This is a genomic window from Vibrio sp. E14 (assembly GCF_020515785.1).
Lineage (GTDB): Bacteria > Pseudomonadota > Gammaproteobacteria > Enterobacterales > Vibrionaceae > Vibrio > Vibrio diabolicus.
The window spans coordinates 208,925-230,437 of sequence record NZ_JAHPJI010000005.1 but is presented as its reverse complement, the minus strand read 5'-3'; the positions used below and the strand labels follow the sequence as shown (position 1 = coordinate 230,437).

Sequence of the window (21,513 nt, the reverse complement as noted above, 5' to 3'; positions counted from 1 at the left end):
CATCAATAATCATTGCCTGGTATATACCAAAATTTATGTAAATAAGTATTCACTTCTTTCCAAGGGAACAAAATTTCGTTCGTGAATAAAAAATACTCAAATTGAAGATGTTGAAAGTTTCAGATCATTTTGTTGGTGATGATTTGAACTAACAGGTGGGGAAATTCCTTTAAAAACGAGGCATTGATCGTAAAGTCAGGTATAATTGAAGCCATTTTTTATCAGCGAAAGAACACTATGAATCAATATCTCGCGGTAACTTCAAATGGCATGGAAAATTTGCTTGTTGAAGAACTGACTAAACTAGGCATTGAAAATGCGAAACCAGTACAGGCAGGCGTAAAATTTAAAGCGACAAACGAACAGGTTTATCGCTGTTGTTTGTGGAGCCGTTTAGCGTCTCGATTTGTACGTGTTTTATCTGAGTTCACGTGTAACAACGACATGGACTTGTATTTATCTACATCTGCTATTAACTGGGTTAACCAATTTCATAGCTCTAAACGTTTTGTTGTGGACTTTAACGGCACAAACCGTGAGATCAGAAATAGCCAATACGGTGCGATGAAAGTCAAAGATGGCATCGTAGATTGCTTTGAAAATAAAGGTTTGCCGCGTCCCAACATCAGTAAAGAACGCCCAGATGTTCGTATTCACGTTCGTTTGCATAAAGATAAAGCGTTGCTTGGGATCGATATGGTAGGCAGTGGTTTGCATCAGCGTGGCTACCGACCAGAATCGGGTCGTGCCCCGTTACGTGAAACGCTTGCTTCTGCGATTATCATGCGTTGTGGCTGGGATGGGCATCAACCATTACTCGATCCAATGTGCGGTTCTGGTACTTTGCTTATTGAAGCTGCGATGATGGCTGCCAACATGGCTCCTGGCGTTAAGCGAAAGCAATGGGGTTTCGAAGTGTTGGAAGACTTTGAACCAGAGACTTGGGCAGAGATTAAATCAGAGGCTAATGTTCAAGCTAGACGAGGTGTCAAGAAAGATGACGCTAAGTTTTTTGGCTTCGATAACGACCCTAAAGTATTAAAAGTTGCTCAAGAAAACGCGCGCAGAGCAGGCGTTGAAGAATTGATTGAGTTCGCACAAGGTGATGCTGCAACCATTACTCGTCCTGCAGGATTCGAACACGGTGTTATCGTTTCAAACCCACCTTACGGTGAACGTCTAGGAACTGAGCCGGGGCTAATTGCGCTCTACACCGCATTTGGTGGACAGCTAAAATCTGAGTTTGGTGGATGTAAAGCCTCTATCTTCTCGAGTTCAGACGAGCTTCTGAGCTGTCTTCGTATGCGTGCTGATAAACAATTTAAATTGAATAATGGTGCGTTACCTTGTCACCAAAAGAACTACAGTATTGCAGAGCGCAGTGCTGATGAAGTGAAGGGTGCTGACACTAATGTTCAAATCGCACCAGACTTTTCAAATCGTTTAAAGAAAAACATTGGCAAGATTGGCAAGTGGGCTCGTAAAGAGAAACTTGATTGCTACCGAATCTATGACGCTGACCTTCCTGAATACAATGTGGCGATAGACGTATACGGCGATCAAATCGTAATTCAAGAGTATGCTGCGCCAAAAAACATTCCAGAAGAAAAAGTAAAACGTCGCCTAACGGATATTATTCGTGCAACGATTCAGGTGACAGGTGTAGAGGCGAACAAAGTTGTACTTAAAGTTCGTGAAAAGCAGAAGGGTCGCAGCCAATACCAAAAATTAGGTCAGGTATCAGAGACGCTTGAAGTAAACGAGTACGGCGTGAAGCTGATCGTAAACCTTCATGACTACTTAGACACTGGCTTGTTCTTGGATCATAAGATCACTCGTCGTCGCTTAGGTGAAATGGCGCAAGGTAAAGATTTCTTAAACTTGTTTGCATATACTGGGAGTGCGACGGTTCACGCAGCGGTTGGTGGCGCTCGTTCCACAACGACTATTGATATGTCAAATACCTACTTGAACTGGGCGAAAGACAATATGCAGCTTAACGGCTGTGTAGGACGTCAGCATCGCTATGAACAAGCAGACTGTTTGCAATGGCTAGAAAACGCGAAAGGTGAGTACGACTTGATCTTTATTGATCCACCTACGTTCTCTAACTCTAAGCGTATGGAAACATCATTCGACGTACAACGTGACCACATTAAACTGATGAAGAATCTTAAACGTTTACTAAGAAGTGAAGGCACTATCGTATTCTCGAATAACAAGCGCCACTTCAAGATGGATGAAGAGTCGCTGGCCGAACTTGGTTTGAAGGCTCAGAATATTTCTTCTCAAACGTTACCATTAGATTTTGCGCGTAATAAACAGATTCATAACTGTTGGCTAGTAACGCACGCGTAGTATAAACAAAAGGATTAATACGTGCTGATATTGTATAGCACGGAGGGATGCCATCTTTGTGAGATGGCATTTGCTCTAGTAGACCAAATTGGTTTGGCCGAGCAAACAGATATCATTGATATTGCGTTCGATGATGCACTGTTTTCTCGTTACGGCGTCACAATACCCGTATTAAAGTATCAAGATTCTGAGTTGAACTGGCCGTTTGACTTAGAACAACTCACACATTGGTTGGATAATAATGGCATTACTTACCATTCATAACGCACAACTTGCATTTGGTGACCACCCATTACTGGACAAAGCGGAGTTCGCTCTTCAAGAAAACGAACGCGTTTGTTTAGTGGGTCGCAACGGAGCAGGTAAGTCCACGTTAATGAAAGTGCTTGCCGGCGACATTTTGTTGGACGACGGCAAGATTCAAATCACTCAAGACGTCGTTGTTTCTCGACTTGAACAAGATCCACCGCGTAATCAAGAGGGTACGGTTTACGAATACGTATCTGGCGGTTTGGCTGAAATCGGCGAACAACTGAAGATCTATCACGATCTTCTCGATCTTGTTGCTCAAGATCCGAGTGAGAAAAACATCAACCGTTTAGCCAAGGTTCAAGAGCAGCTTGACCATTCTAATGCTTGGCGTTTTGATGACCGTGTTAAGAACGTACTTGGTGCTTTAAAACTAAGTCCAGAAACTAAACTGACCGATTTATCCGGTGGTTGGCAACGTAAAGCCGCTTTAGCTCGCGCGCTGGTTTGTGACCCTGATGTATTACTTCTTGATGAGCCAACAAACCATCTTGATGTAACAACTATCGAATGGTTAGAGAACTTCTTAAAAGACTTCAAAGGCTCGATCATCTTTATTTCTCACGACCGTGCGTTCATCAAATCAATGGCAACACGCATTGTTGATTTAGATCGCGGGCAATTAGCTTCTTTCCCTGGTGATTACGACAACTACCTAGAAGAAAAAGAAGAGATGCTCCGCGTTGAAGAAATGCAGAATGCTGAATTCGACAAAAAGCTTGCTCAAGAGGAAGTTTGGATTCGGCAGGGCATTAAAGCACGCCGAACTCGAAATGAAGGTCGTGTACGCGCATTGAAGAAACTTCGTGAAGAGCGTCGCGATCGCCGGGATGTCCAAGGCAAAGTTAACCTTAATATCGATGATGCTTCACGTTCAGGGAAAATTGTATTTGAAGCAGAAAACATATCTTTTGCTTACGAAGGCAAGACAATCGTCGACAACTTTAGCTTTAACATTATGCGCGGTGACCGTATTGCACTTATCGGACCAAATGGCTGCGGTAAGAGTACGGTACTTAAATTGCTATTAGGGCAATTGGAAGCGCAGTCTGGTCGTTTACACTGCGGAACAAAATTAGAAGTCGCGTACTTTGATCAGTACCGAGAGATTTTGGATCCAGAAAAAACAGTGATCGATAACTTAGCGGATGGGAAACAAGAAGTAATGGTTGGGGGACGTCAGCGTCATGCGCTGAGTTATCTTCAAGACTTCTTATTTGCACCTAAGCGCGCAAGAACCCCGGTTAAGGCGCTCTCTGGTGGTGAGAAAAACCGATTACTGCTAGCTCGTATCTTGTTGAAACCAAACAACTTACTTATTCTCGACGAACCAACCAACGATTTGGATATCGAAACGTTGGAACTTTTAGAAGAAATGCTTGCCAACTATCAGGGCACATTGCTTTTAGTTAGCCACGACCGAGAGTTTGTTGATAATACCGTTACCACAAGCTGGATCTTCGAAGGAAACGGAGTGATTGAAGAGTTTGTTGGTGGTTATCACGACGCAAGACAGCAGCGTGAACAGGTATTGGCGGTTCGTCAAGCGGTTGAAAAGCCAGCGAAAAAAGAGAAAGTGGTTGAGGAAACTCCCAAAACAACTCAACCTAAGAACAACTCGAAGAAGTTATCGTATAAGCTGCAAAGAGAATTAGAAGCTCTACCAGCTAAACTAGAACAATTAGAGTCGGATATCGAGAGCCTTCAGGAGCAAGTGAACGATCCAGAGTTCTTTGCTAAACCTGTAGAGCAAACTCAGCCGGTATTGGAACAGCTTGCTGCACTAGAGCAGGAGTTGGAAATCGCATTCGAGAGATGGGAAGAACTCGAAGCAATGCAACAGGATAGTTAAGAATTCAATGAATTGTAGTAATAAATTCAAATTGACCGCCATTGCGATGATGGTTGGTACCGCAATGAACGCACAGGCGGCATTGTATCAAGTGGTTGAGGTTTCACCTCAGGATCATGGTTCAAACGGTGACTACCAAACGGCTTACGGCGTTGCAATTCAGCAAGGTGATGCGGGTACAGATCCTTCAACAGGTTCCCCTTTCGCTTTGGGCTGTTTTGATGCAGCAGCAAACTGTACACCAGACCAATTTAAGCTTGCGATGGAAACTCGCACAACACCGATTTCAGCGACACAAGCCGTGGATGGGAACAGCTATCGTGAGGAAATTCCATTTGGATTGGACGCGGGCTTTTATTACATCCAAGAACTCAAAGATTTTGAACGTTACTGTTATAACCAGCTTCGCTATTCTACTTGTGACTCTTGGGCTTCTGTAAACTGGACCCCATGGAACAAAGAGCGTAGTAAAGACTTTACTTCTAATGCGTTAGCATTTGTAGAAGGCGATTCTGCTGCTTATAAAAATGAATATAACAATGTTATCAATCAGCTTACCGAAGATGGTGCAGCTGTCGGTAACCAAAGTAAAGTCAGCAGTGAAAACCAGTCGACACTGGAAACAAGAAATACAGTCGTAGCACCTATTGAACCAAATTTTGTTACAGGTGATAACGACGCAAGCGTTGTGCAAAGCCACGCTTGGAAAACCGATGGCATTTTTACCGTTGGTAGTGTATCTCGAACGGCAAGCAATACCAATGGCGCTCACCACACATCGAAAGCAGCTATTTGGGATCAAAGTGGAACCGTCAGTGAGTTGGCTTGGCCAAGTGGCACATCTAAAGACGGAGAAAGACTGGCTCAAGGAAGCATGCGTGACCTTGTCACAGATGGAACAACGGTTTACGGCGTGGGTTACAACACATACAGTGATGATAACTATCTGAATGCTACTGTTTTTGTCGGAACCCTAGAGGCAGAAGGTAGCGTTGAAAACACAACTTGGAAAAACAAAGTTGTTGTAGGAGCGAGACAGCGTGAGGGCGATGATACGGTTCATACAAACTCACGATTAACCGATGTTAACTCAAATTTTGTTGCTATTGGTGAAGCAAAACGTTCGGGCGGATACTTAATGCCAACGGGCTCTGCTCCGAATCGTCTCTTTATCGTAAATGATGTTCGTAAGGATTCTATTAACGCTTTTTACCCAAGTACCGGAATTTTCTTCAGCGGTGCGGGCGGTAAGATGGGCGGGATCAACTCTTACAATGAAATTGTCGGACAACTTGATGCGGAAACGACGCGTGAAGACGATGGTAAGCCACGTCGTAAGCGCGGTTTTATCTACCCATATAGTGTAGGTGGTGAGACTAGTGAACGTGCTTCAACACTATTTAATGGAAAAGCTTGGTTCCTAGATAGTTTGACTAATGGCGGTGACTACTCTGAACAAAACAACCAGTTCCGTATTCTTGACGCAACCGATATCAACGATGCAGGTGTGATTTCTGGTACCGCGATGAAATGTGCTGGCGGTTACAGTACAACAGCAAACAATGCGACATGTAGTTCTGATGAGCAAATCGTAGCTGTAAAATTGGTGCCTATTGCAGGTGCGACTGAGAAGGACATTGTGTCTCGAAGCGTTGACTCAACGACAACAGAGCGTCAAGGTGCAGGCCTTGGTTGGTTAGCTTTGACCATGCTTGGATTGTTTGGGTTCCGTAGAAAATAGTCAAAAATCGTCAGTAATTTTTAAATCAAGCAGAGGCTCACACATTTGAGCCTCTGCTTTTTTTATGCCTTGAGAAATCACTCAACTTGATCGATTCTTATAAGTGGAGTCATAAAAACTCCATCAAAGTTTCACAATAACAGCTGTACGTTAGTAAATGGACCTGTATGAGGAATTAACTATGAAGAGACAAAAGCGTGATCGCCTAGAACGAGCTCAATCTCAAGGCTATAAAGCTGGGTTGAATGGAAGGTCTCAAGAGGCTTGCCCATATCAACAAGTTGATGCTCGGTCGTATTGGTTAGGTGGTTGGCGTGATGCCAGAGATGAAAGACAATCTGGTCTCTACAAATAAACTCTCCACATACAAAAAGAAGGATTCGAAAGGGCTCTACGGAGCCTTTTCTACATTTATAGACTAGGCAAACAAAAAGGCCCCTAAATAGGAGCCTTTATAAATCGATTAAAGTCGTGATTAGAAGTTTGAAGTGTCTTGGAACAAACCAACTTTCAAATCTTTCGCAACGTAGATTTCTTTGCCATCTACGCATACACGACCGTCAGCCAAACCCATTACCAGTTTACGGTTTACGACGCGTTTCATGTGGATTTCGTAGGTTACTTTTTTCGCCGTCGGTAGGATTTGGCCTGTAAACTTCACTTCACCAACACCTAGAGCGCGACCTTTACCTTTACCGCCAACCCAGCCAAGGAAGAAGCCAACAAGTTGCCACATCGCGTCAAGGCCAAGGCAGCCAGGCATTACTGGATCACCAGGGAAGTGGCAATCAAAGAACCACAAATCTGGAGTAATATCCAATTCCGCCAAGATCAAACCTTTACCAAAATCGCCCTCTGTCTCAGACATTTTAGTAATACGATCCATCATTAGCATGTTTGGCGCAGGAAGCTGAGGGTAACCAGGCCCAAACAGTTCCCCTTGGCTAGAAGCAAGTAGATCGTCACGGTTATAAGAATCACGTTTGTTTTGCATTATCAATTACTCCAATTTTTGATAGCTGCATCTTAGTGAACACGTGTACGCTAAACAACTCCGATCAGTACTAGACAAACCAGTTTTTGATGCGCTGCACAATTCCTTCTGGATGCTCATGTCTTTCAAAGTTTTCAATACGTTCCGCTATTTTGCCAATAATGCTCTCGTCTTCGCCTCTAAAAGGTTTATTCATAACAATCGGAATAGCTTCATCTACCGTAGAGACGGACCAAATATGGAACTCACCATTTTTAATGCTTTCTATTACATCTTTATGTAATGCAAGGTGTTTAAGGTTTGATTTCGGCATGACAACGCCTTGATTTCCCGTAAAACCCTGATGTTTACAAACCTGATAAAAACCTTCAATTTTCTCGTTCAAGCCACCGACTGCTTGCACTCGACCAAACTGATCGACGGCTCCTGTAACCGCAACTTGTTGATTAATTGGAGATTCAGATAACGCACTCACCAAGCAACAAAGTTCTGCGAGAGATGCGCTGTCACCGTCAACTTCACTATAAGACTGTTCAAATACAATCGAGGCAGAGTAAGGCAGTGGTTCATCCAGTTTTAGAGCAGAGCTTAAGAAAGCTTGCATAATCATCATGCCTTTCGCATGTAGATTGCCTCCAAGCTCAGCTTTGCGCTCAACATCGGAAACATCGCCATCACCAAAGTGAATTACACACGATATTCTGGCAGGCTCACCATAGCTGACAGGGTGTCCAGCCATATCGATGACGGTTAGGCCATTGATTTGACCAACTTGTTCCCCAGTTGTCTCAATAATGACTTGTCCATCTAAAATATCGTACACGGCACGCTGAGGAAGATAGGATTCGCGATAATACTTGTCGTCAATCGCTTTATCTAATGACTCGTAATCTAATGTTTGGCCATCACTGAACTGGCTGGCAAGTGTTAGAAGTTGAGAATGCCACATTACACCTAACGGCAAATAATGTTGATCTTCAGTAAATCTCATACCAGCTAGCAACAGTCTTCTAAAGCCACATTCCGTTAAGTGAGGCAGCTGATATTGAGAACATATCCAGTTCACCAAACCAAAGTAATCTGTCAAATTCTGCTCTGACAAATGAATATCTTCTTCAACTTCGGTATACATGGCAAAGCCTGAACAAAAGTCCTCGTCGATATATTCTAGCTCTGCTAACTGACTTCTTTCCCCAGTTACAATCAGTTTTACATCATAAGCTTTAGATGGCGGTACTGAAGTAGGTAAGCGAGTAGGGCTTAGGTTCAGTGGCTCGATAAGGTTTTGTTGAATTGCAGACTTTATATTCGGCCAAAGTCCCGGGTTAGCCAGAATGAGATTAGCAGGTACAATCAAATAACCGTCGTCAGCTTGTGAAATCAAGCCAGGTTGGAAGGCAATATCACCACTTACATCAACACTGTAACGGTCAAATAAACGTTTGGCATCAAGTGATTCCGACAAAACAATCGCAGCGTTAGAATGACTCTGAAGAGCTTTACTGATGAACTCTCTATAGACAGAGTTATCGACGCAGTTAATGAGTAGCACGCGTGTCAATCCCGACATTTTGGAAAAGCGAGATATCGTTGCCGACATCCTCGGTTGAAGATCAGTAAAAGACTTCTTTGGTAACGAAGGTGCAGACTTTAAAAGTGCTTCGTACTGCTCAAGTGAAGGTGTTACGTCTTGCCAATTAAGTTGGTTCATTAAAATTCATCGTAATTCAATCTTGCCGACATTATAACGAAATGGACTATAACACCCTAGCACCAATTTGGTTCGCTCACGGCATTCAACACTCAATGAACAATACTTAGACAAATGAGTGATCAACATCGATACTTCTAAGAGTTTTATTTGCCCAAGTAAATTATCTGGGTTACGCTGTCACTAGGTTATGTTTATGGGTCGGAATAAATGAAATATCAGCAGCTTGAGAATCTAGAGTGTGGGTGGAAATGGAAGTATCTCATCAAGAAATGGAAAGATGGTGAAGCGATTACCCGACATATTGATACAAGTGAAGCAGATGCCGCGGTTGCAGAGCTAAAACGCCTTGAACACGAACCTACGCTTGTATTAGCTTGGATAGAAAACCACATGTCAGAAGAGTTGGACAACAAACTCAAGCAGGCTATCCGAGCGAAAAGGAAGCGTCATTTCAATGCAGAGCAAGTCCATACAAAGAAAAAGTCCATTGACTTAGATTATCGAGTTTGGGAAAAGCTTTCTAGCAGAGCAACCGAGCTCGGTTGTACATTATCTGACGCAATTGAATATCTACTTTCTGAAGCATCGAGAAGTGAAAAAGCGAGTCAAAAAGTTACCTCGATCAAAGAGGATTTGAGTAAATTGCTATCTAGCTAGGATAGGGAGTGCCAAATGTTATATGTAATCTTAATTGCTGCCATCGTGATCTTTTGGTTGATCGCAGTTGATAGACCAGTGCTAAAAGTAAAGTTTGATAACGGCCATATCAGTAACGTAAAAGGGCATCTACCACCTTCTTTCAAACATAACTTACAAGATATTAGTGAACACAATCCGTTTAGTGGTGAAATGAAGGTATATAGCCAACGAACCGGCATGCGTTTGAGCTTCTCCAAGGACGTTCCCAAAAAAATCCAACAGCGGATTCGCAACGTTTTTCCGCATCAAGGTTTCAAAGCGAGCAAAGGCAAGAAGCGAGCTTAATTACATATCAGTTACTTAATCGTGTTAAATGGGACGCAATATAGCGTCCCATTTTCGTATCTATAGAAAAATAATTTATCATTGATTAATCAATAAGATAAACGGGCTTAAATTATGCGATACGTTGTAACTTTAATGTTCTTACTCTTCGTAAGCACTCCAGCTTTGTCTGACGACTCGGAAACGAACCCATTGGCTAAAAAGATTAAAACTAAGATTCAAAGGAAAGCGGACAATAAATTTGATGACTACCAAGGTTATTGCGATGTCATGATAGAGATGGAACACAAAGGTAAAAAAGCAGTAATAAAAAGAGTAACCAGTAGTGGTGACAAAAAAGTTTGTCGGTATGTGAAATCCAACTTGAGGAAAGGAAAACGCTATCGTTATAAATATCCAGAAAAGTATATTCGGCTTCATATAGCCACAGGTTCGTGATTGCAATGTTGATTAGAAGCATCGGGCAGCAAGAGCGCAAAGCTTTCAGACTCGATGAACTAAATGAAAATGAAGTGGCTCTCGTGTAATTGGTTGGGAATGCAGGCTAGGTGAGATAAACCAATCAACTCGAAATGATAATCTGCAGATAAAATCAGTATGGGAAGGAATTGCAAAAAAGTTTAATGGGCTTGGATTGTCAGGAATCTCAATGGCTTGCACTGGATTGGCCTTAGTGATTTCAAGTCCACAGGAACCACTACTGCAGTGCGCATTATATGTGTTATGTTAAATTAGGGGGGCTCGTACGCCAAATGTTGCCAATGAGCACTCCTATTCCCCTGTGGATTTGAAATTTAAGGTCTCCATCATAACCATTAAACATAATGGCTATTTACCATAAAATACTTAATATAGATCTTAATAATCTATCGATTGTTAAGATCTATATTAATGCTTTTTCTACTTACAGAAATGGCTGTATAGCTTCAAAGATATCTTGTCTTCGAACTGGTTTGGAAATGAATCCATCCATACCTGCGTCAAGGCATTTATCTCTATCACTTTCTAGCGCATGAGCGGTTAATGCGATGATTGGAGTCTTGAAGCCTTTATCTCGGAGAAGCCTTGTTGCAGTAATCCCATCCATCACTGGCATCGAGACATCCATAAGAATCAGGTCGATTAAATCCTCATTTTCCTCTAAGAACGTTAATGCTTCTGCTCCATGACTTGCGATATGAACATTATGACCAAGCTTATTTAAAATAAGCTTTATTACAAACTGATTCGACTCGGTATCTTCGACTACGAGAAGATCCATCGCTTTTATTGGTTGGTTGTTTTCTATTTTAACTGGACGATTTTGATTGCACCGAGTTAAAACGGGAATCTTAATAGTAAATGTTGAGCCGACATGCTCGTCACTTTTAACGATAATCTTGCCGCGCATCATTTCAACTAAATGCTTGGTTATTGCTAGCCCTAGTCCTGTACCACCAAAGCGTCTCGTGATGGAACGATCACCTTGATGAAATGCCGTAAATAGATGTTCTTGCTTGGCTTTAGATATACCAATTCCGGTGTCTGATATTGAAATTACAAGCTCGGAGTCTTGCTCAGATACTGAAACTTTTACTTCTCCTTCATCAGTAAACTTTATTGCATTCCCAATAAGATTAAACAGGATTTGAGATAATCGCGTAGAGTCAATCCAAAACTGTTTGTCGGTAGTTACCATGCAATTGAGTTTAAATTGAAGGCTCTTCTTCTTAGCTATTTGTTTTTGTTGAGAAATAACAAAAGTGACAGTGTCTCTTAAATTAACCCACTGCTCATTGAGTTGAAAGCGACCTGATTCAATTTTTGAGAGGTCAAGGATGTCGCTGATAATCGCGAGAAGCAACTCCGCTGAGCATTCCATTTGGCTCAGGGCATCGATTTGCTCTTCTGATAAGGTGGATTGTTTCAGAATATCGAGCATTCCAAGGACGGAATTTAGAGGGGTTCTAATTTCATGACTCATCATCGCTAAGAATTCTGACTTTGAGCGATTTGCAAGCTCTGCTTCTTCTCTTGCTTTAGCAAGCTGAGTTGTTCGCACTTCAACAATACGTTGTAACTTCTCTTTGGTCTCAATATCGATGACAGCCCTCTCAATTAAAGGCCGAAAGCGTCTTAAGGTTTCCTTATTTTCTATGCTAAAGTGCCCTTTCTTAGCACCAATAAGTAAGATGACCGTTTGTGTTACTTCTGAACGTATGCCCGTTAGGACTACCGAGTTTACATGGCTTTTTATAAAGCTGTTCAGGTTAATAAACTCCGCAAGCCTATCTGGTTCGAACAGCAGAATACATTCGCCATTCAGCGCCCTCTCAGATGCGTTACCGTGTAACCAAGATATGTTATCAAATACACTATTTGTCGATATCAACGTTTTGAAGGGGTACCTCTCATCATCACGAGTTAGAACGATAAAATCATCAAAGTTGATGTACTTCTTAAGGACATTATTTAATCCCGTAAATATCTCGTGCCGGTTTTTTGCTTCACTCATCGCGGATATCGCTGAAAGAATAGCTTTATTCTCATCGGCGAGCAGTCGCTCTCTTTGCCTAGCCTGTTTTAGTTCGACTAACGCTTCTTGCAGCGCTTCCTGTTGGTATATGTCTAAGTATTTATCTTTCATAAGGTTTATGGAATATCGCTGATGAAATCATCAGGTTTCCATGTCCATTCTCACCACCAATAAATCTACCTTGCTCACCAAAAGTAAAAGGGCAAATAAAAGGTAACTGTTCTAGTTCTTGGTTAATTTGTTCACAAACGCTATTCATGTCTTGCATTAAGTGCAACATAGGACCTGCGCAAAAGATGTTTATCACCCCAATTTTTCGAGATTCTTCTAATTTTTGATTAAAGGCTGCATTTACAACTTTAGCGGCGCGTGCAACGAGGTGTTCTCTGCTTCCTTTCATTAAAGTGAGTTCATCACCCTCTTCTATTCGTGTAAATAGCTCAATTCCTCCATCTCGCGTCTCACGAATTGGATGGGACAATTTGTAATATGGACGCTCATAGAGGTGGCCAGCGACACGCCCTAGTGGATAAGCACTCGAGTTTGTAAATAGCAGGTTGTTTTTACCTACTTGGTTATCTTGATGGTTTGTCCACTTTCTATAAACATTGAGGGCCGGTTCGTCATCAATTTCTAGCAAGCACCTATCGTTAGTTTTGGTTGCAACCCCTTTGATATTGGTTGGAGTGTGCCCAGCACTAAAAGCAATATCAACAGGCTGTGAGGAGTAAAATAATGTCAGACTTAAACCTGCAGTTTGAGATCCTTGGGTGGTAATGACAGACCATTTTCCCGCGATATGATTATCAGCGGCTGAACCACCAATAATTGGGATCAGCGTACCAAACCTTTCATCTATAGATGCAATGATTGATTCCTCTTGCCCTGGAGTTGTATGAAGCAGTATTAAGTTTGGCACTTCTCCTACGCGGTTAGCGTTCTCAAGAGCCATATCTAAGGCTCTAGTTACACTGTCACCTGAATCATAGTTAGAAATACCAGTGCCATAAGCATGAGGGCCTGAGTCATAAATTGCGAGCGCCGCAATCACTGGGCCCGTATGAAACCCCTGGTCTGTCATTACTGCTTGGCATGAACTGGCGCCATGAAAAGGCACACCGGGAAAATGCTCAAGAAACGCTTCTCGAATTAACTCGAAGTCGTACTCTTCCGTGTAGTAGCACATCACGTAAGACAAGTTCTGTTGTGTCAGTTCGGACCTAAGCGTTTCTATCGCTGAGTCTTCATCTTTAATATGAGTAAAAACTGATTGGCAATGCATACGATTTTATAATTGGGTATCACTCTGCTGTTATACCATTCCAACCAATTTTCTCTAGGTAAGAAGGTGAAAATTTCATTAAGAAGTTGCGATTATCTCGTGACAGATCGTATTTATAATTGAACTACAACAATGTTTTCGCCTTTTTTAAAGGTGATTTTTTTTGATTCAGGCATTGTGTCCCATTCTATTTTCTTATGTTTCCGATCGAGATTGATAAATTCGCCAGATTGATTTAGATCAATTTTTAGAGTGCTACTTTTCATCGTTTCGAGCGAAATTCCCGCCGAGTCACGATTAATTGTGATTATTTCACCTTCAATTGTTACATCACATCGTTCTTTTTGTGAACAGTCAATGCTGGTAACGCTCTCGTGTGTAAAGGTACGCCAGAAAAATGCGCCTATTAACACACTGAGCATGATTAAGATTTGTGCAAGTCGTGCCTTTGTTAACTTTTGTGCAGGCATAATTACTAATATCCTTGTTACAAACTTCAAACTTTTTAAATAAAAAATGATTTCCAGGGGGCCAGTAAGGTTACTACCCTGTCATTGAATTGTTAATTCAAGTATAGTGTCACGCTGAAAATGCCACTTTTTATTAAAGTCAGCAATGGAAATAAGGTGATGATAACACTTGAATTCTAGAGTTTACTTGGGTGGTGTTACGACGCAAGTCGTGTTGGAAGTAAAAGTGTAGTTAATTAGAAATTGGAAGCATGCAAATGAGCCAAGTAAAGCAGCTTGAACAAAACTACAACTATACAGTCGTTCGCCAATTTACCCTTGTGACCATTTTATGGGGCATAGTTGGTATGGCTGTTGGTGTTTTGATTGCCGCTCAATTAGTTTGGCCACAGCTAAACTTTGATACGCCGTGGTTGACGTACAGTCGCTTACGTCCACTGCATACTAATGCGGTAATTTTTGCGTTTGGTACAAGTGCTCTGTTCGCAACGTCTTATTATGTTGTACAGCGCACATGTCAAACACGTCTTTTTGGTGGCCCACTCGTTGCCTTCACCTTTTGGGGTTGGCAAGCAATCATCCTGGCAGCAGCCATTACTTTGCCTCTCGGTTTAACATCGGGTAAAGAGTATGCTGAGCTAGAATGGCCTATTGATATCGCAATTGCGCTAGTATGGGTATCATATGCGGTGGTGTTCTTCGGCACACTGGTGAAGCGAAACACGTCACATATTTATGTGGCAAACTGGTTCTTCGGTGCCTTTATTATCACAGTAGCAGTACTTCACATCGTGAACAGCATGGCAATTCCTGTGTCACTTGGGAAATCTTACTCGATTTACTCAGGCGCAGTGGATGCGATGGTTCAGTGGTGGTATGGACACAATGCGGTAGGTTTCCTACTCACCGCTGGTTTCCTAGGTATGATGTACTACTTCGTTCCTAAACAAGCTGAACGTCCTGTTTATTCTTACCGTCTATCTATCGTTCACTTCTGGGCGCTTATTTCTCTATATATTTGGGCAGGCCCTCACCACCTTCACTATACAGCGCTACCGGACTGGACTCAGTCTCTAGGTATGGTGATGTCGCTGGTTCTATTTGCTCCTTCTTGGGGTGGTATGATCAACGGTATTATGACGTTATCTGGTGCATGGCATAAGCTTCGTTATGACCCTATCCTACGTTTCCTAATCGTTTCTTTGTCATTCTACGGTATGTCTACCTTTGAAGGTCCAATGATGTCGATTAAGACAGTTAACGCACTTTCTCACTACACAGACTGGACCATTGGTCACGTTCACTCTGGTGCGTTAGGTTGGGTTGCGATGGTTTCTATCGGCTCTGTATATCACTTAGTACCTCGCCTATTTGGCCAAGAGCGTATGTACTCGGTCGGTCTAGTGAATGTGCATTTCTGGCTAGCGACAATCGGTACCGTTCTTTACATCGTTGCGATGTGGATCTCTGGTGTAATGCAAGGTCTGATGTGGCGCGCGGTTAACTCTGACGGTACGCTAACCTACAGCTTTGTTGAGTCTGTAGAAGCGTCTTATCCGTTCTACTTTGTACGTTTCCTAGGTGGATTTATCTTCCTATCTGGTATGTTCCTAATGGCATACAACACGTACAAAACGGTAAGTGCACCAAAAGAAAGCCTAAAAGCTATCCCACATCCGGCATAAGGAGATTTAAGAATGAGTAATAATTCTAATAATCGCCACGAAATCTTAGAACGTAATGTCGGTTTGTTGGCTATTTTTATCGTGTTTGCTATCAGCTGGGGTGCTCTTGTAGAGATCACTCCTCTGATTTTCCAAAAGCAAACGACTGAACCTGTAGAGAATCTACGTGCTTACACTCCCCTGGAGATGGAAGGTCGTGACATCTACATCCGTGAAGGTTGTAACGTTTGTCACAGCCAGATGGTTCGTCCTTTCCGCTCGGAGACTGAACGTTACGGTCACTACTCTGTCGCTGGTGAGAGTGTTTGGGAACACCCATTCCTTTGGGGCTCTAAGCGTACAGGTCCGGATTTAGCTCGTGTTGGTGGTCGTTATTCTGATGAATGGCACCGCGTTCACCTACTAGATCCTCGTGAGCTTGTGCCTGAGTCAAACATGCCAGGTTTCCCGTGGTTAGCTGAAAACGTTTTAGACGGTAAGCTAACTCAGAAGAAACTTGAGCTATTTCGTGATCAGTTCGGTGTTCCATACACTGATGAAGAGATCGCGAATTCGGCTAAAGAAGTAGAAGGTAAAACAGAGATGGATGCAATCATCGCTTACCTTCAGTCTCTTGGTCATGCAATGAAGTAAGGGGATCATATGGATTTCGGTACAATTCATAGTATTTATACCGTTGTACTCTTCGCTAGTTTTATCGGCATCGTATGGTGGGCATTTAGTAAAAAGCGTAAAGCACGCTTTGAAGAAGATGCCAACTTGGTGTTTGCTGACGAAGAACAAACGACCCCAAATAACCAAGGAGTGAAGAAGTAATGACTACATTCTGGAGTCTCTGGATTATCGTGATTACTGTCGGTACGCTGGTAGGCTGTGCGATTCTCCTAACTTGGTGCGCTAAAGATAAAATGGGCGTCGAGGAAGGGGAAGACATGGGCCACGAGTACGATGGTATTCGCGAGCTAAACAACCCTCTACCAAAGTGGTGGACTTATCTGTTTGTAAGTACATTTGTGTTTGCAGCAGTTTATCTAGCCCTATTTCCAGGTCTAGGTAGCTTCAAGGGCTTTTTAAATTGGCAGAGTTCTGCTCAAACAGTGCGTTCACTGGAAGAGTCAAAAGAAGCCATCGCTAAAGCACAAGAGAACAAGCAACTAAACCAATACGCAAAAGAACTGGATGACGCAGATGCATACTTCGGCGAAGCATTCCGTAAACTTGCGCACAATGATAGTGGTTTGCGCCCAATACCTGAAATTGCGCAAGATCCTGAAGCATTGAAAGTTGGCCAACGTTTGTTTTTGCAAAACTGTTCTCAATGTCACGGTTCTGATGCTCGTGGTCAGAAAGGTTTTCCTAACCTAACTGATGATGCATGGCTATACGGCGGTGAACCAGCTGCAATCGTAACAACCATCATGCATGGCCGTATTGGTCAAATGCCAGCATGGAAAGATGCGCTTGGTGAGCAAGGTGTTCAAGAAGTAGTAAGCTACACACTTAGCCTATCTGGTCGTAAAGTGAATGCTCGTGAAGCAGCGGCAGGTAAAGCACGTTTCGTCGTGTGTGCAGCTTGTCACGGTACTGATGGTAAGGGTAACCCTGCAGTCGGTGCACCTGATCTTACAGACCAAGATTGGCTATTTGGCGACTCTCGTGCAGCTGTAACCGAAACCGTAATGAACGGCCGCTCAGGTGTAATGCCCGCGTGGAAAGACATTTTGGGTGAAGATAAAGTTCAGCTCGTTGCCTCTTATGTCTGGAGCTTAAGTAACTCAGAGAGTAAGTAACTGAGATATTAAGTAACATAGCAATAACAGCCCCTTTCATAGGGGCTGTCTTTCCTTTAAATTTAACGCCTTACATTTTTTCATTTAGCTGTTGAGAACTTTTTTATGGTAAAGCCTTGGTATAAACAATTTTGGCCGTGGTTCCTAATCATCCTTCCTCTTACTGTCGTAGTTTGGACTGTGATTACTGTGGTCGTTTTCTCGAACAACTCTGTTTCTTTAGTCGCCGAGGATTACTATAAAAAAGGCAAAGGCATTAACATCGACATTAGTAAAATGAATGTCGCTCGTGACCTAAGTCTTAACGCTGAGATTTCCTCTAAAAATAACAATGTTGTGATTGTTTTCGCTAAAGGGAAGCTATCTCACTACCCTGCTTTAACGGCCACTTTCACTCATCGTACTCTTCCTGACCGTGACTTCACAAAGCTCGTTACGGCGGATGCATCTGGTAATTACCGCCTAACGGCAGAAGAATCTATTCAAGGTCCTTGGTTTGTCGAACTACAACCACATGACCAACAATGGATGATCCAAGGTAAAGTTGAATTTCCTGCCTCGTCAACACCGTTAATGAAGTAAGCATATGTGTGAATCCTGTTATCACTGTGGTGAAGATGTACCAGCCAACACGGATTTTAAAGTTGATATACTCGGTGAATCCCGCAAGATGTGTTGTCCTGGCTGCGAGACGGTTGCTCAAACCATCGTAGACAGCGGCTTAGTATCCTACTATCAATATAGAACTGCGCCTGCGGAAAAAGCAGATTTAGTACCAGAGCAACTCCAAGCTTTAATTCATTATGATAATGAAGATGTACAATCAGAATTTGTGCGAAATCGTGAAAATGTCTCTGAAGTAACTCTTTCTTTAGAAGGCGTTTCATGTGCAGCTTGTGCGTGGTTAATCGAAAAGCAAGTCTCTAATACGGCTGGGTTAGTGTCTATCCGTGTGAATACAACCACTAACCGCGCATTACTAGCCTGGGATAAGACTCAGGTGCGATTAAGTGAGCTCCTATCTGTCATTCATAAATTGGGTTATAAAGCCGCACCATTTGAAGCTGATAAGCAAGAAGCCTCTTATCATCGAATGATGAAGCAATACTTATACAGATTAGGTATTGCTGGTTTAGCTACCATGCAAGTTATGATGCTAGCCGTCGCATTGTACCTAGAAGTTTTTGGTGACCTAGAACCGGAGTTTAAAAATTACTTTCGTTGGGTAAGTCTGATCTTTGCTACGCCAGTCCTACTCTACTCTGCTCTTCCGTTTTACTTAAATGCGTGGCGAAGCATCAAAGGCCGAACCCTCGGTATGGATGTGCCTGTCTCGATTGCACTTATTTTTGCCTATGTAGCCAGCTTAATAGCAACCGTTACAGAACAGGGCGAAGTCTTCTTCGAATCGATTTCAATGTTCACTTTCTTCCTATTGGTTGGACGATTTTTAGAGATGCGAGCGCGTCGCAAAGCCGCAGCGGCGAGTGGTAACCTATTAAAGTTGATCCCAGCGATCGCCACGACGCTGGATGGCGAGCAAATACCAGTGAAAACTCTAAAAGTTGGTGATCGTATTCGCGTCCTTCCTGGTGAACATATCCCAGCTGACGGCAAAGTTGTTTCGGGTCGTATTCATATTGATGAATCCATGCTAACGGGTGAATCCGTACATGTTGTGAAACGAGAAGGCGATGCGGTTTATGCAGGAACACTAAACGGTGATGAGTCATTTGAGCTAGAGGTCATGAGTTCCAAAGCCGACTCAATGATTTCCAATATCGTGCGTTTACAAGATGAAGCTCAACACTCCAAACCTAAAATTGCAGAAATTGCAGACGTTGTTGCTCGTTACTTTGTTGGAGCAATTCTTATTATTTCTGCTGGTACTTGGTTTTACTGGCATCAAACAAAACCAGATGATGCGTTTTGGATCATGCTATCCGTATTGGTAGCAACCTGTCCATGTGCCCTATCTCTTGCTACTCCAACTGCTCTAACTTGTGCTACCTCTCGTATGGGAAACTTTGGCATTTTGCTTCGTAAAGGTCATGTGTTCGAGACGCTATGTAAGATCAACCACTTAGTTGTAGATAAAACAGGTACTCTGACGAAAGGCGATATTGAGATCTGTGATACAAAAGTGTTGAGTGATCTTCCAAAAGAAGATTGTCTCTCTCTAGCCGCAGCATTAGAAGCTCATGCAAACCATCCTATCGCTCGCTCTTTTGCAAGTTACGCCAATGACGACTTTGTTGTGTATGAAGTGCAAAACGTGATTGGTTCAGGGATTGAGGGGATCTGGAATGGCAAAATCGTTAAGATAGGCAGTGCGGTTTTTGTTCAAGGCAAGGAAAGCGATGAAAGCCATGCGGTCTATCTTTCAGTTGATGGCGAGCATGTCGCTAGCTTTTACTACCGCGACCCTATCCGAAAAGAAAGCAAAGCCTTTGTTCAACGTTTTGCTGACGCTGGAATTAAGACAACGCTGCTAACAGGTGACTCTCTCTCAAACGCTCGACCTGTAGCGAATGAAATTGGTATCGATCACGTCGTTGCGTCAGCAAAACCAGAAGACAAACTCGCGTACCTTAAGAGTCTTGATGAAGACAGTATCACAATGATGGTTGGCGATGGCATCAATGACGCACCTACTCTCGCCGGAGCTCATCTTTCTGTTGCAATGGGCGGTGGTACGGATGTCGCTAAAGCATCTGCAGATATGACGTTACTTGGGGATAATCTCGAAAAGCTACTAGAGGCACGTTTGCTTGCACTGCGTACAAGAAAGATTATTCGAGAAAACTTGGCTTGGTCTTTGGGTTACAACCTGTTAATTTTGCCTTTAGCTGTCGCTGGTTTAGTGGCTCCCTACATTGCAGTAGTTGGCATGTCTGCAAGCTCAATTATCGTTGTATCTAACTCTTTGCGCCTGCTCAAAGAGAAATAAGTAGAGAAAGCAAACATGGAAAGTCTTTATATATTGATTCCCATCGCTATCGTTCTCGTTTGTGTTGCTGTTGCCGTTTTTCTTTGGGCAGTAAGAAGTGATCAGTTTGAAGATCTAGAACGACAAGGACATAACATTCTTCTTGATGAAGAAGACAAATCTAATAGTGATAAAAAATAGCAACCTTTATGACTCCTGACTTTATTGGTGCTTTGATGATCGGCCTCGTCGGGGCCGGTCATTGCATGGGAATGTGTGGTGGTATCGCGTCTCTGCTTACCATGGGCTCTTCTACAAGTAAAAGCTCCCCCCTTATTCCACTCTTCTACAACCTAGGGCGATTGAGCAGCTATGCCGTAATCGGTGCATTAGTAGGCGGAGCAATATCAGGTTTATCTGAGCTAAGTGGATTAACGCATTCTCTTGCTTGGTTAAGGCTGATTGCCGCACTGTTCATGATTCTGGTTGCGCTTTATATTGCTAGATGGTGGCAAGGTTTACTGTTAATAGAAAAGTTAGGACAGCACATTTGGCGCTTTATCTCACCTGCTGGTAAGCGTTTGTTGCCATTAAAGCACCCTCTTCATGCTTTACCATTTGGCTTCATTTGGGGCTGGTTACCATGCGGCTTGGTTTATTCTGCGCTAACTTGGTCGGCGGTTTCAGGCAGCGCAATAAACGGTGGTCTTATTATGCTCGCGTTTGGCCTCGGAACACTTCCGGCAATGCTGATTATTGGATATGGTGCCAACCATTTTCAGAAATTACAAAAATCGTTAATATTTAGAAATATTTCAGCATTAATCCTTATTGGGTATGGTTCGTACACTGCTGTAGGAGCCATGGAGTTACTCGGTTTCATATAACGT

At 42.8% G+C, this 21,513-nt stretch carries 21 protein-coding genes and 1 pseudogene; 17 read left to right on the top strand and 5 right to left on the bottom strand.

The window, feature by feature from the left end; genetic code table 11:
* Positions 1–237: 237 nt before the first annotated feature.
* The 5 genes from rlmKL to rmf all read left to right on the top strand — a co-directional run bounded on the left by rlmKL (position 238) and on the right by rmf (position 6,615).
* Positions 238–2,358, top strand: a complete 2,121-nt coding sequence (gene rlmKL, locus LIX84_RS15675) for a bifunctional 23S rRNA (guanine(2069)-N(7))-methyltransferase RlmK/23S rRNA (guanine(2445)-N(2))-methyltransferase RlmL (RefSeq protein ID WP_226421694.1) — start codon at positions 238–240, stop codon at positions 2,356–2,358.
* 21 nt (positions 2,359–2,379) lie between these two features.
* Positions 2,380–2,622 (top strand): glutaredoxin family protein, encoded by a 243-nt coding sequence (locus tag LIX84_RS15670; protein WP_074190119.1) that lies wholly within the window; start codon positions 2,380–2,382, stop codon positions 2,620–2,622.
* A complete protein-coding gene (locus LIX84_RS15665) occupies positions 2,600–4,519 on the top strand; it encodes an ABC transporter ATP-binding protein (protein WP_145474017.1) in 1,920 nt (639 codons plus the stop codon). The genes LIX84_RS15670 and LIX84_RS15665 overlap by 23 nt, the downstream gene beginning before the upstream one ends.
* Before the next feature lie 7 nt (positions 4,520–4,526).
* Positions 4,527–6,260 (top strand): DUF3466 family protein, encoded by a 1,734-nt coding sequence (locus LIX84_RS15660; RefSeq protein ID WP_226421693.1) that lies wholly within the window; start codon positions 4,527–4,529, stop codon positions 6,258–6,260.
* Positions 6,261–6,441: 181 nt separating this feature from the next.
* Positions 6,442–6,615: a ribosome modulation factor gene (gene rmf, locus LIX84_RS15655; protein ID WP_005377453.1), complete on the top strand. Its 174-nt coding sequence runs from the start codon at positions 6,442–6,444 to the stop codon at positions 6,613–6,615.
* Positions 6,616–6,735: 120 nt separating this feature from the next.
* On the opposite strand, the gene fabA is transcribed toward rmf, so the two are convergent.
* Positions 6,736–7,254: a bifunctional 3-hydroxydecanoyl-ACP dehydratase/trans-2-decenoyl-ACP isomerase gene (gene fabA / locus LIX84_RS15650; RefSeq protein ID WP_005396499.1), complete on the bottom strand. Its 519-nt coding sequence runs from the start codon at positions 7,252–7,254 to the stop codon at positions 6,736–6,738.
* 70 nt (positions 7,255–7,324) lie between these two features.
* Positions 7,325–8,965 carry a S16 family serine protease gene (locus LIX84_RS15645; protein WP_053807435.1) on the bottom strand — a complete coding sequence of 547 codons (1,641 nt, stop codon included), beginning with the start codon at positions 8,963–8,965 and terminating at the stop codon, positions 7,325–7,327.
* 210 nt (positions 8,966–9,175) lie between these two features.
* Here LIX84_RS15645 and matP point away from each other — a divergent pair, with 210 nt between their 5' ends.
* The 4 genes and pseudogenes from matP to LIX84_RS15625 form a co-directional block, all read left to right on the top strand.
* A complete protein-coding gene (gene matP / locus LIX84_RS15640; protein ID WP_053807434.1) occupies positions 9,176–9,625 on the top strand; it encodes a macrodomain Ter protein MatP in 450 nt (149 codons plus the stop codon).
* A gap of 15 nt (positions 9,626–9,640) precedes the next feature.
* A complete protein-coding gene (locus tag LIX84_RS15635) occupies positions 9,641–9,952 on the top strand; it encodes a DUF3634 family protein (protein ID WP_005396496.1) in 312 nt (103 codons plus the stop codon).
* A 114-nt stretch (positions 9,953–10,066) separates the two neighbouring features.
* On the top strand, positions 10,067–10,390 hold the full coding sequence (locus tag LIX84_RS15630) for a hypothetical protein (RefSeq protein WP_048626405.1): 324 nt from the start codon (positions 10,067–10,069) through the stop codon (positions 10,388–10,390).
* Between the two features lie 130 nt (positions 10,391–10,520).
* Positions 10,521–10,682 (top strand): annotated as a pseudogene (locus LIX84_RS15625) (DUF3693 domain-containing protein); the annotation flags it as partial.
* 174 nt (positions 10,683–10,856) lie between these two features.
* On the opposite strand, the gene LIX84_RS15620 reads toward LIX84_RS15625, so the two are convergent.
* The 3 genes from LIX84_RS15620 to LIX84_RS15610 form a co-directional block, all read right to left on the bottom strand.
* The gene (locus LIX84_RS15620; protein ID WP_048626397.1) at positions 10,857–12,578 is read right to left on the bottom strand and encodes an ATP-binding protein; all 1,722 of its coding nucleotides are present in this window, start codon (positions 12,576–12,578) and stop codon (positions 10,857–10,859) included.
* Positions 12,568–13,749, bottom strand: coding sequence for an FIST signal transduction protein (locus LIX84_RS15615; RefSeq protein ID WP_226421692.1), 1,182 nt, complete (start codon positions 13,747–13,749; stop codon positions 12,568–12,570). Before LIX84_RS15615 ends, LIX84_RS15620 begins: the two co-directional genes overlap by 11 nt.
* Positions 13,750–13,862: 113 nt before the next feature.
* Entirely contained in the window at positions 13,863–14,219 is a 357-nt protein-coding gene (locus tag LIX84_RS15610) for a hypothetical protein (RefSeq protein WP_226421691.1), read from the bottom strand.
* Positions 14,220–14,476: 257 nt separating this feature from the next.
* On the opposite strand from LIX84_RS15610, the gene ccoN reads away from it, so the two are divergent.
* The 8 genes from ccoN (at position 14,477) to LIX84_RS15570 (ending at position 21,510) form a co-directional block, all read left to right on the top strand.
* A complete protein-coding gene (ccoN, locus tag LIX84_RS15605) occupies positions 14,477–15,904 on the top strand; it encodes a cytochrome-c oxidase, cbb3-type subunit I (RefSeq protein WP_005396488.1) in 1,428 nt (475 codons plus the stop codon).
* A 12-nt stretch (positions 15,905–15,916) separates the two neighbouring features.
* Positions 15,917–16,537, top strand: a complete 621-nt coding sequence (ccoO, locus tag LIX84_RS15600) for a cytochrome-c oxidase, cbb3-type subunit II (RefSeq protein WP_005377475.1) — start codon at positions 15,917–15,919, stop codon at positions 16,535–16,537.
* Positions 16,538–16,546: 9 nt separating this feature from the next.
* On the top strand, positions 16,547–16,720 hold the full coding sequence (locus LIX84_RS15595) for a cbb3-type cytochrome oxidase subunit 3 (protein WP_005396487.1): 174 nt from the start codon (positions 16,547–16,549) through the stop codon (positions 16,718–16,720).
* Positions 16,720–17,694 (top strand): cytochrome-c oxidase, cbb3-type subunit III, encoded by a 975-nt coding sequence (gene ccoP, locus LIX84_RS15590; RefSeq protein WP_005396485.1) that lies wholly within the window; start codon positions 16,720–16,722, stop codon positions 17,692–17,694. The genes LIX84_RS15595 and ccoP overlap by 1 nt, the downstream gene beginning before the upstream one ends.
* Before the next feature lie 105 nt (positions 17,695–17,799).
* A complete protein-coding gene (locus tag LIX84_RS15585; RefSeq protein WP_226421690.1) occupies positions 17,800–18,276 on the top strand; it encodes a FixH family protein in 477 nt (158 codons plus the stop codon).
* Positions 18,277–18,280: 4 nt separating this feature from the next.
* Entirely contained in the window at positions 18,281–20,644 is a 2,364-nt protein-coding gene (locus LIX84_RS15580; protein WP_005396483.1) for a heavy metal translocating P-type ATPase, read from the top strand.
* Between the two features lie 15 nt (positions 20,645–20,659).
* Entirely contained in the window at positions 20,660–20,824 is a 165-nt protein-coding gene (gene ccoS / locus LIX84_RS15575) for a cbb3-type cytochrome oxidase assembly protein CcoS (RefSeq protein ID WP_012841826.1), read from the top strand.
* Between the two features lie 8 nt (positions 20,825–20,832).
* Positions 20,833–21,510, top strand: a complete 678-nt coding sequence (locus LIX84_RS15570) for a sulfite exporter TauE/SafE family protein (RefSeq protein ID WP_006742590.1) — start codon at positions 20,833–20,835, stop codon at positions 21,508–21,510.
* The last annotated feature ends 3 nt before the right edge of the window (positions 21,511–21,513 follow it).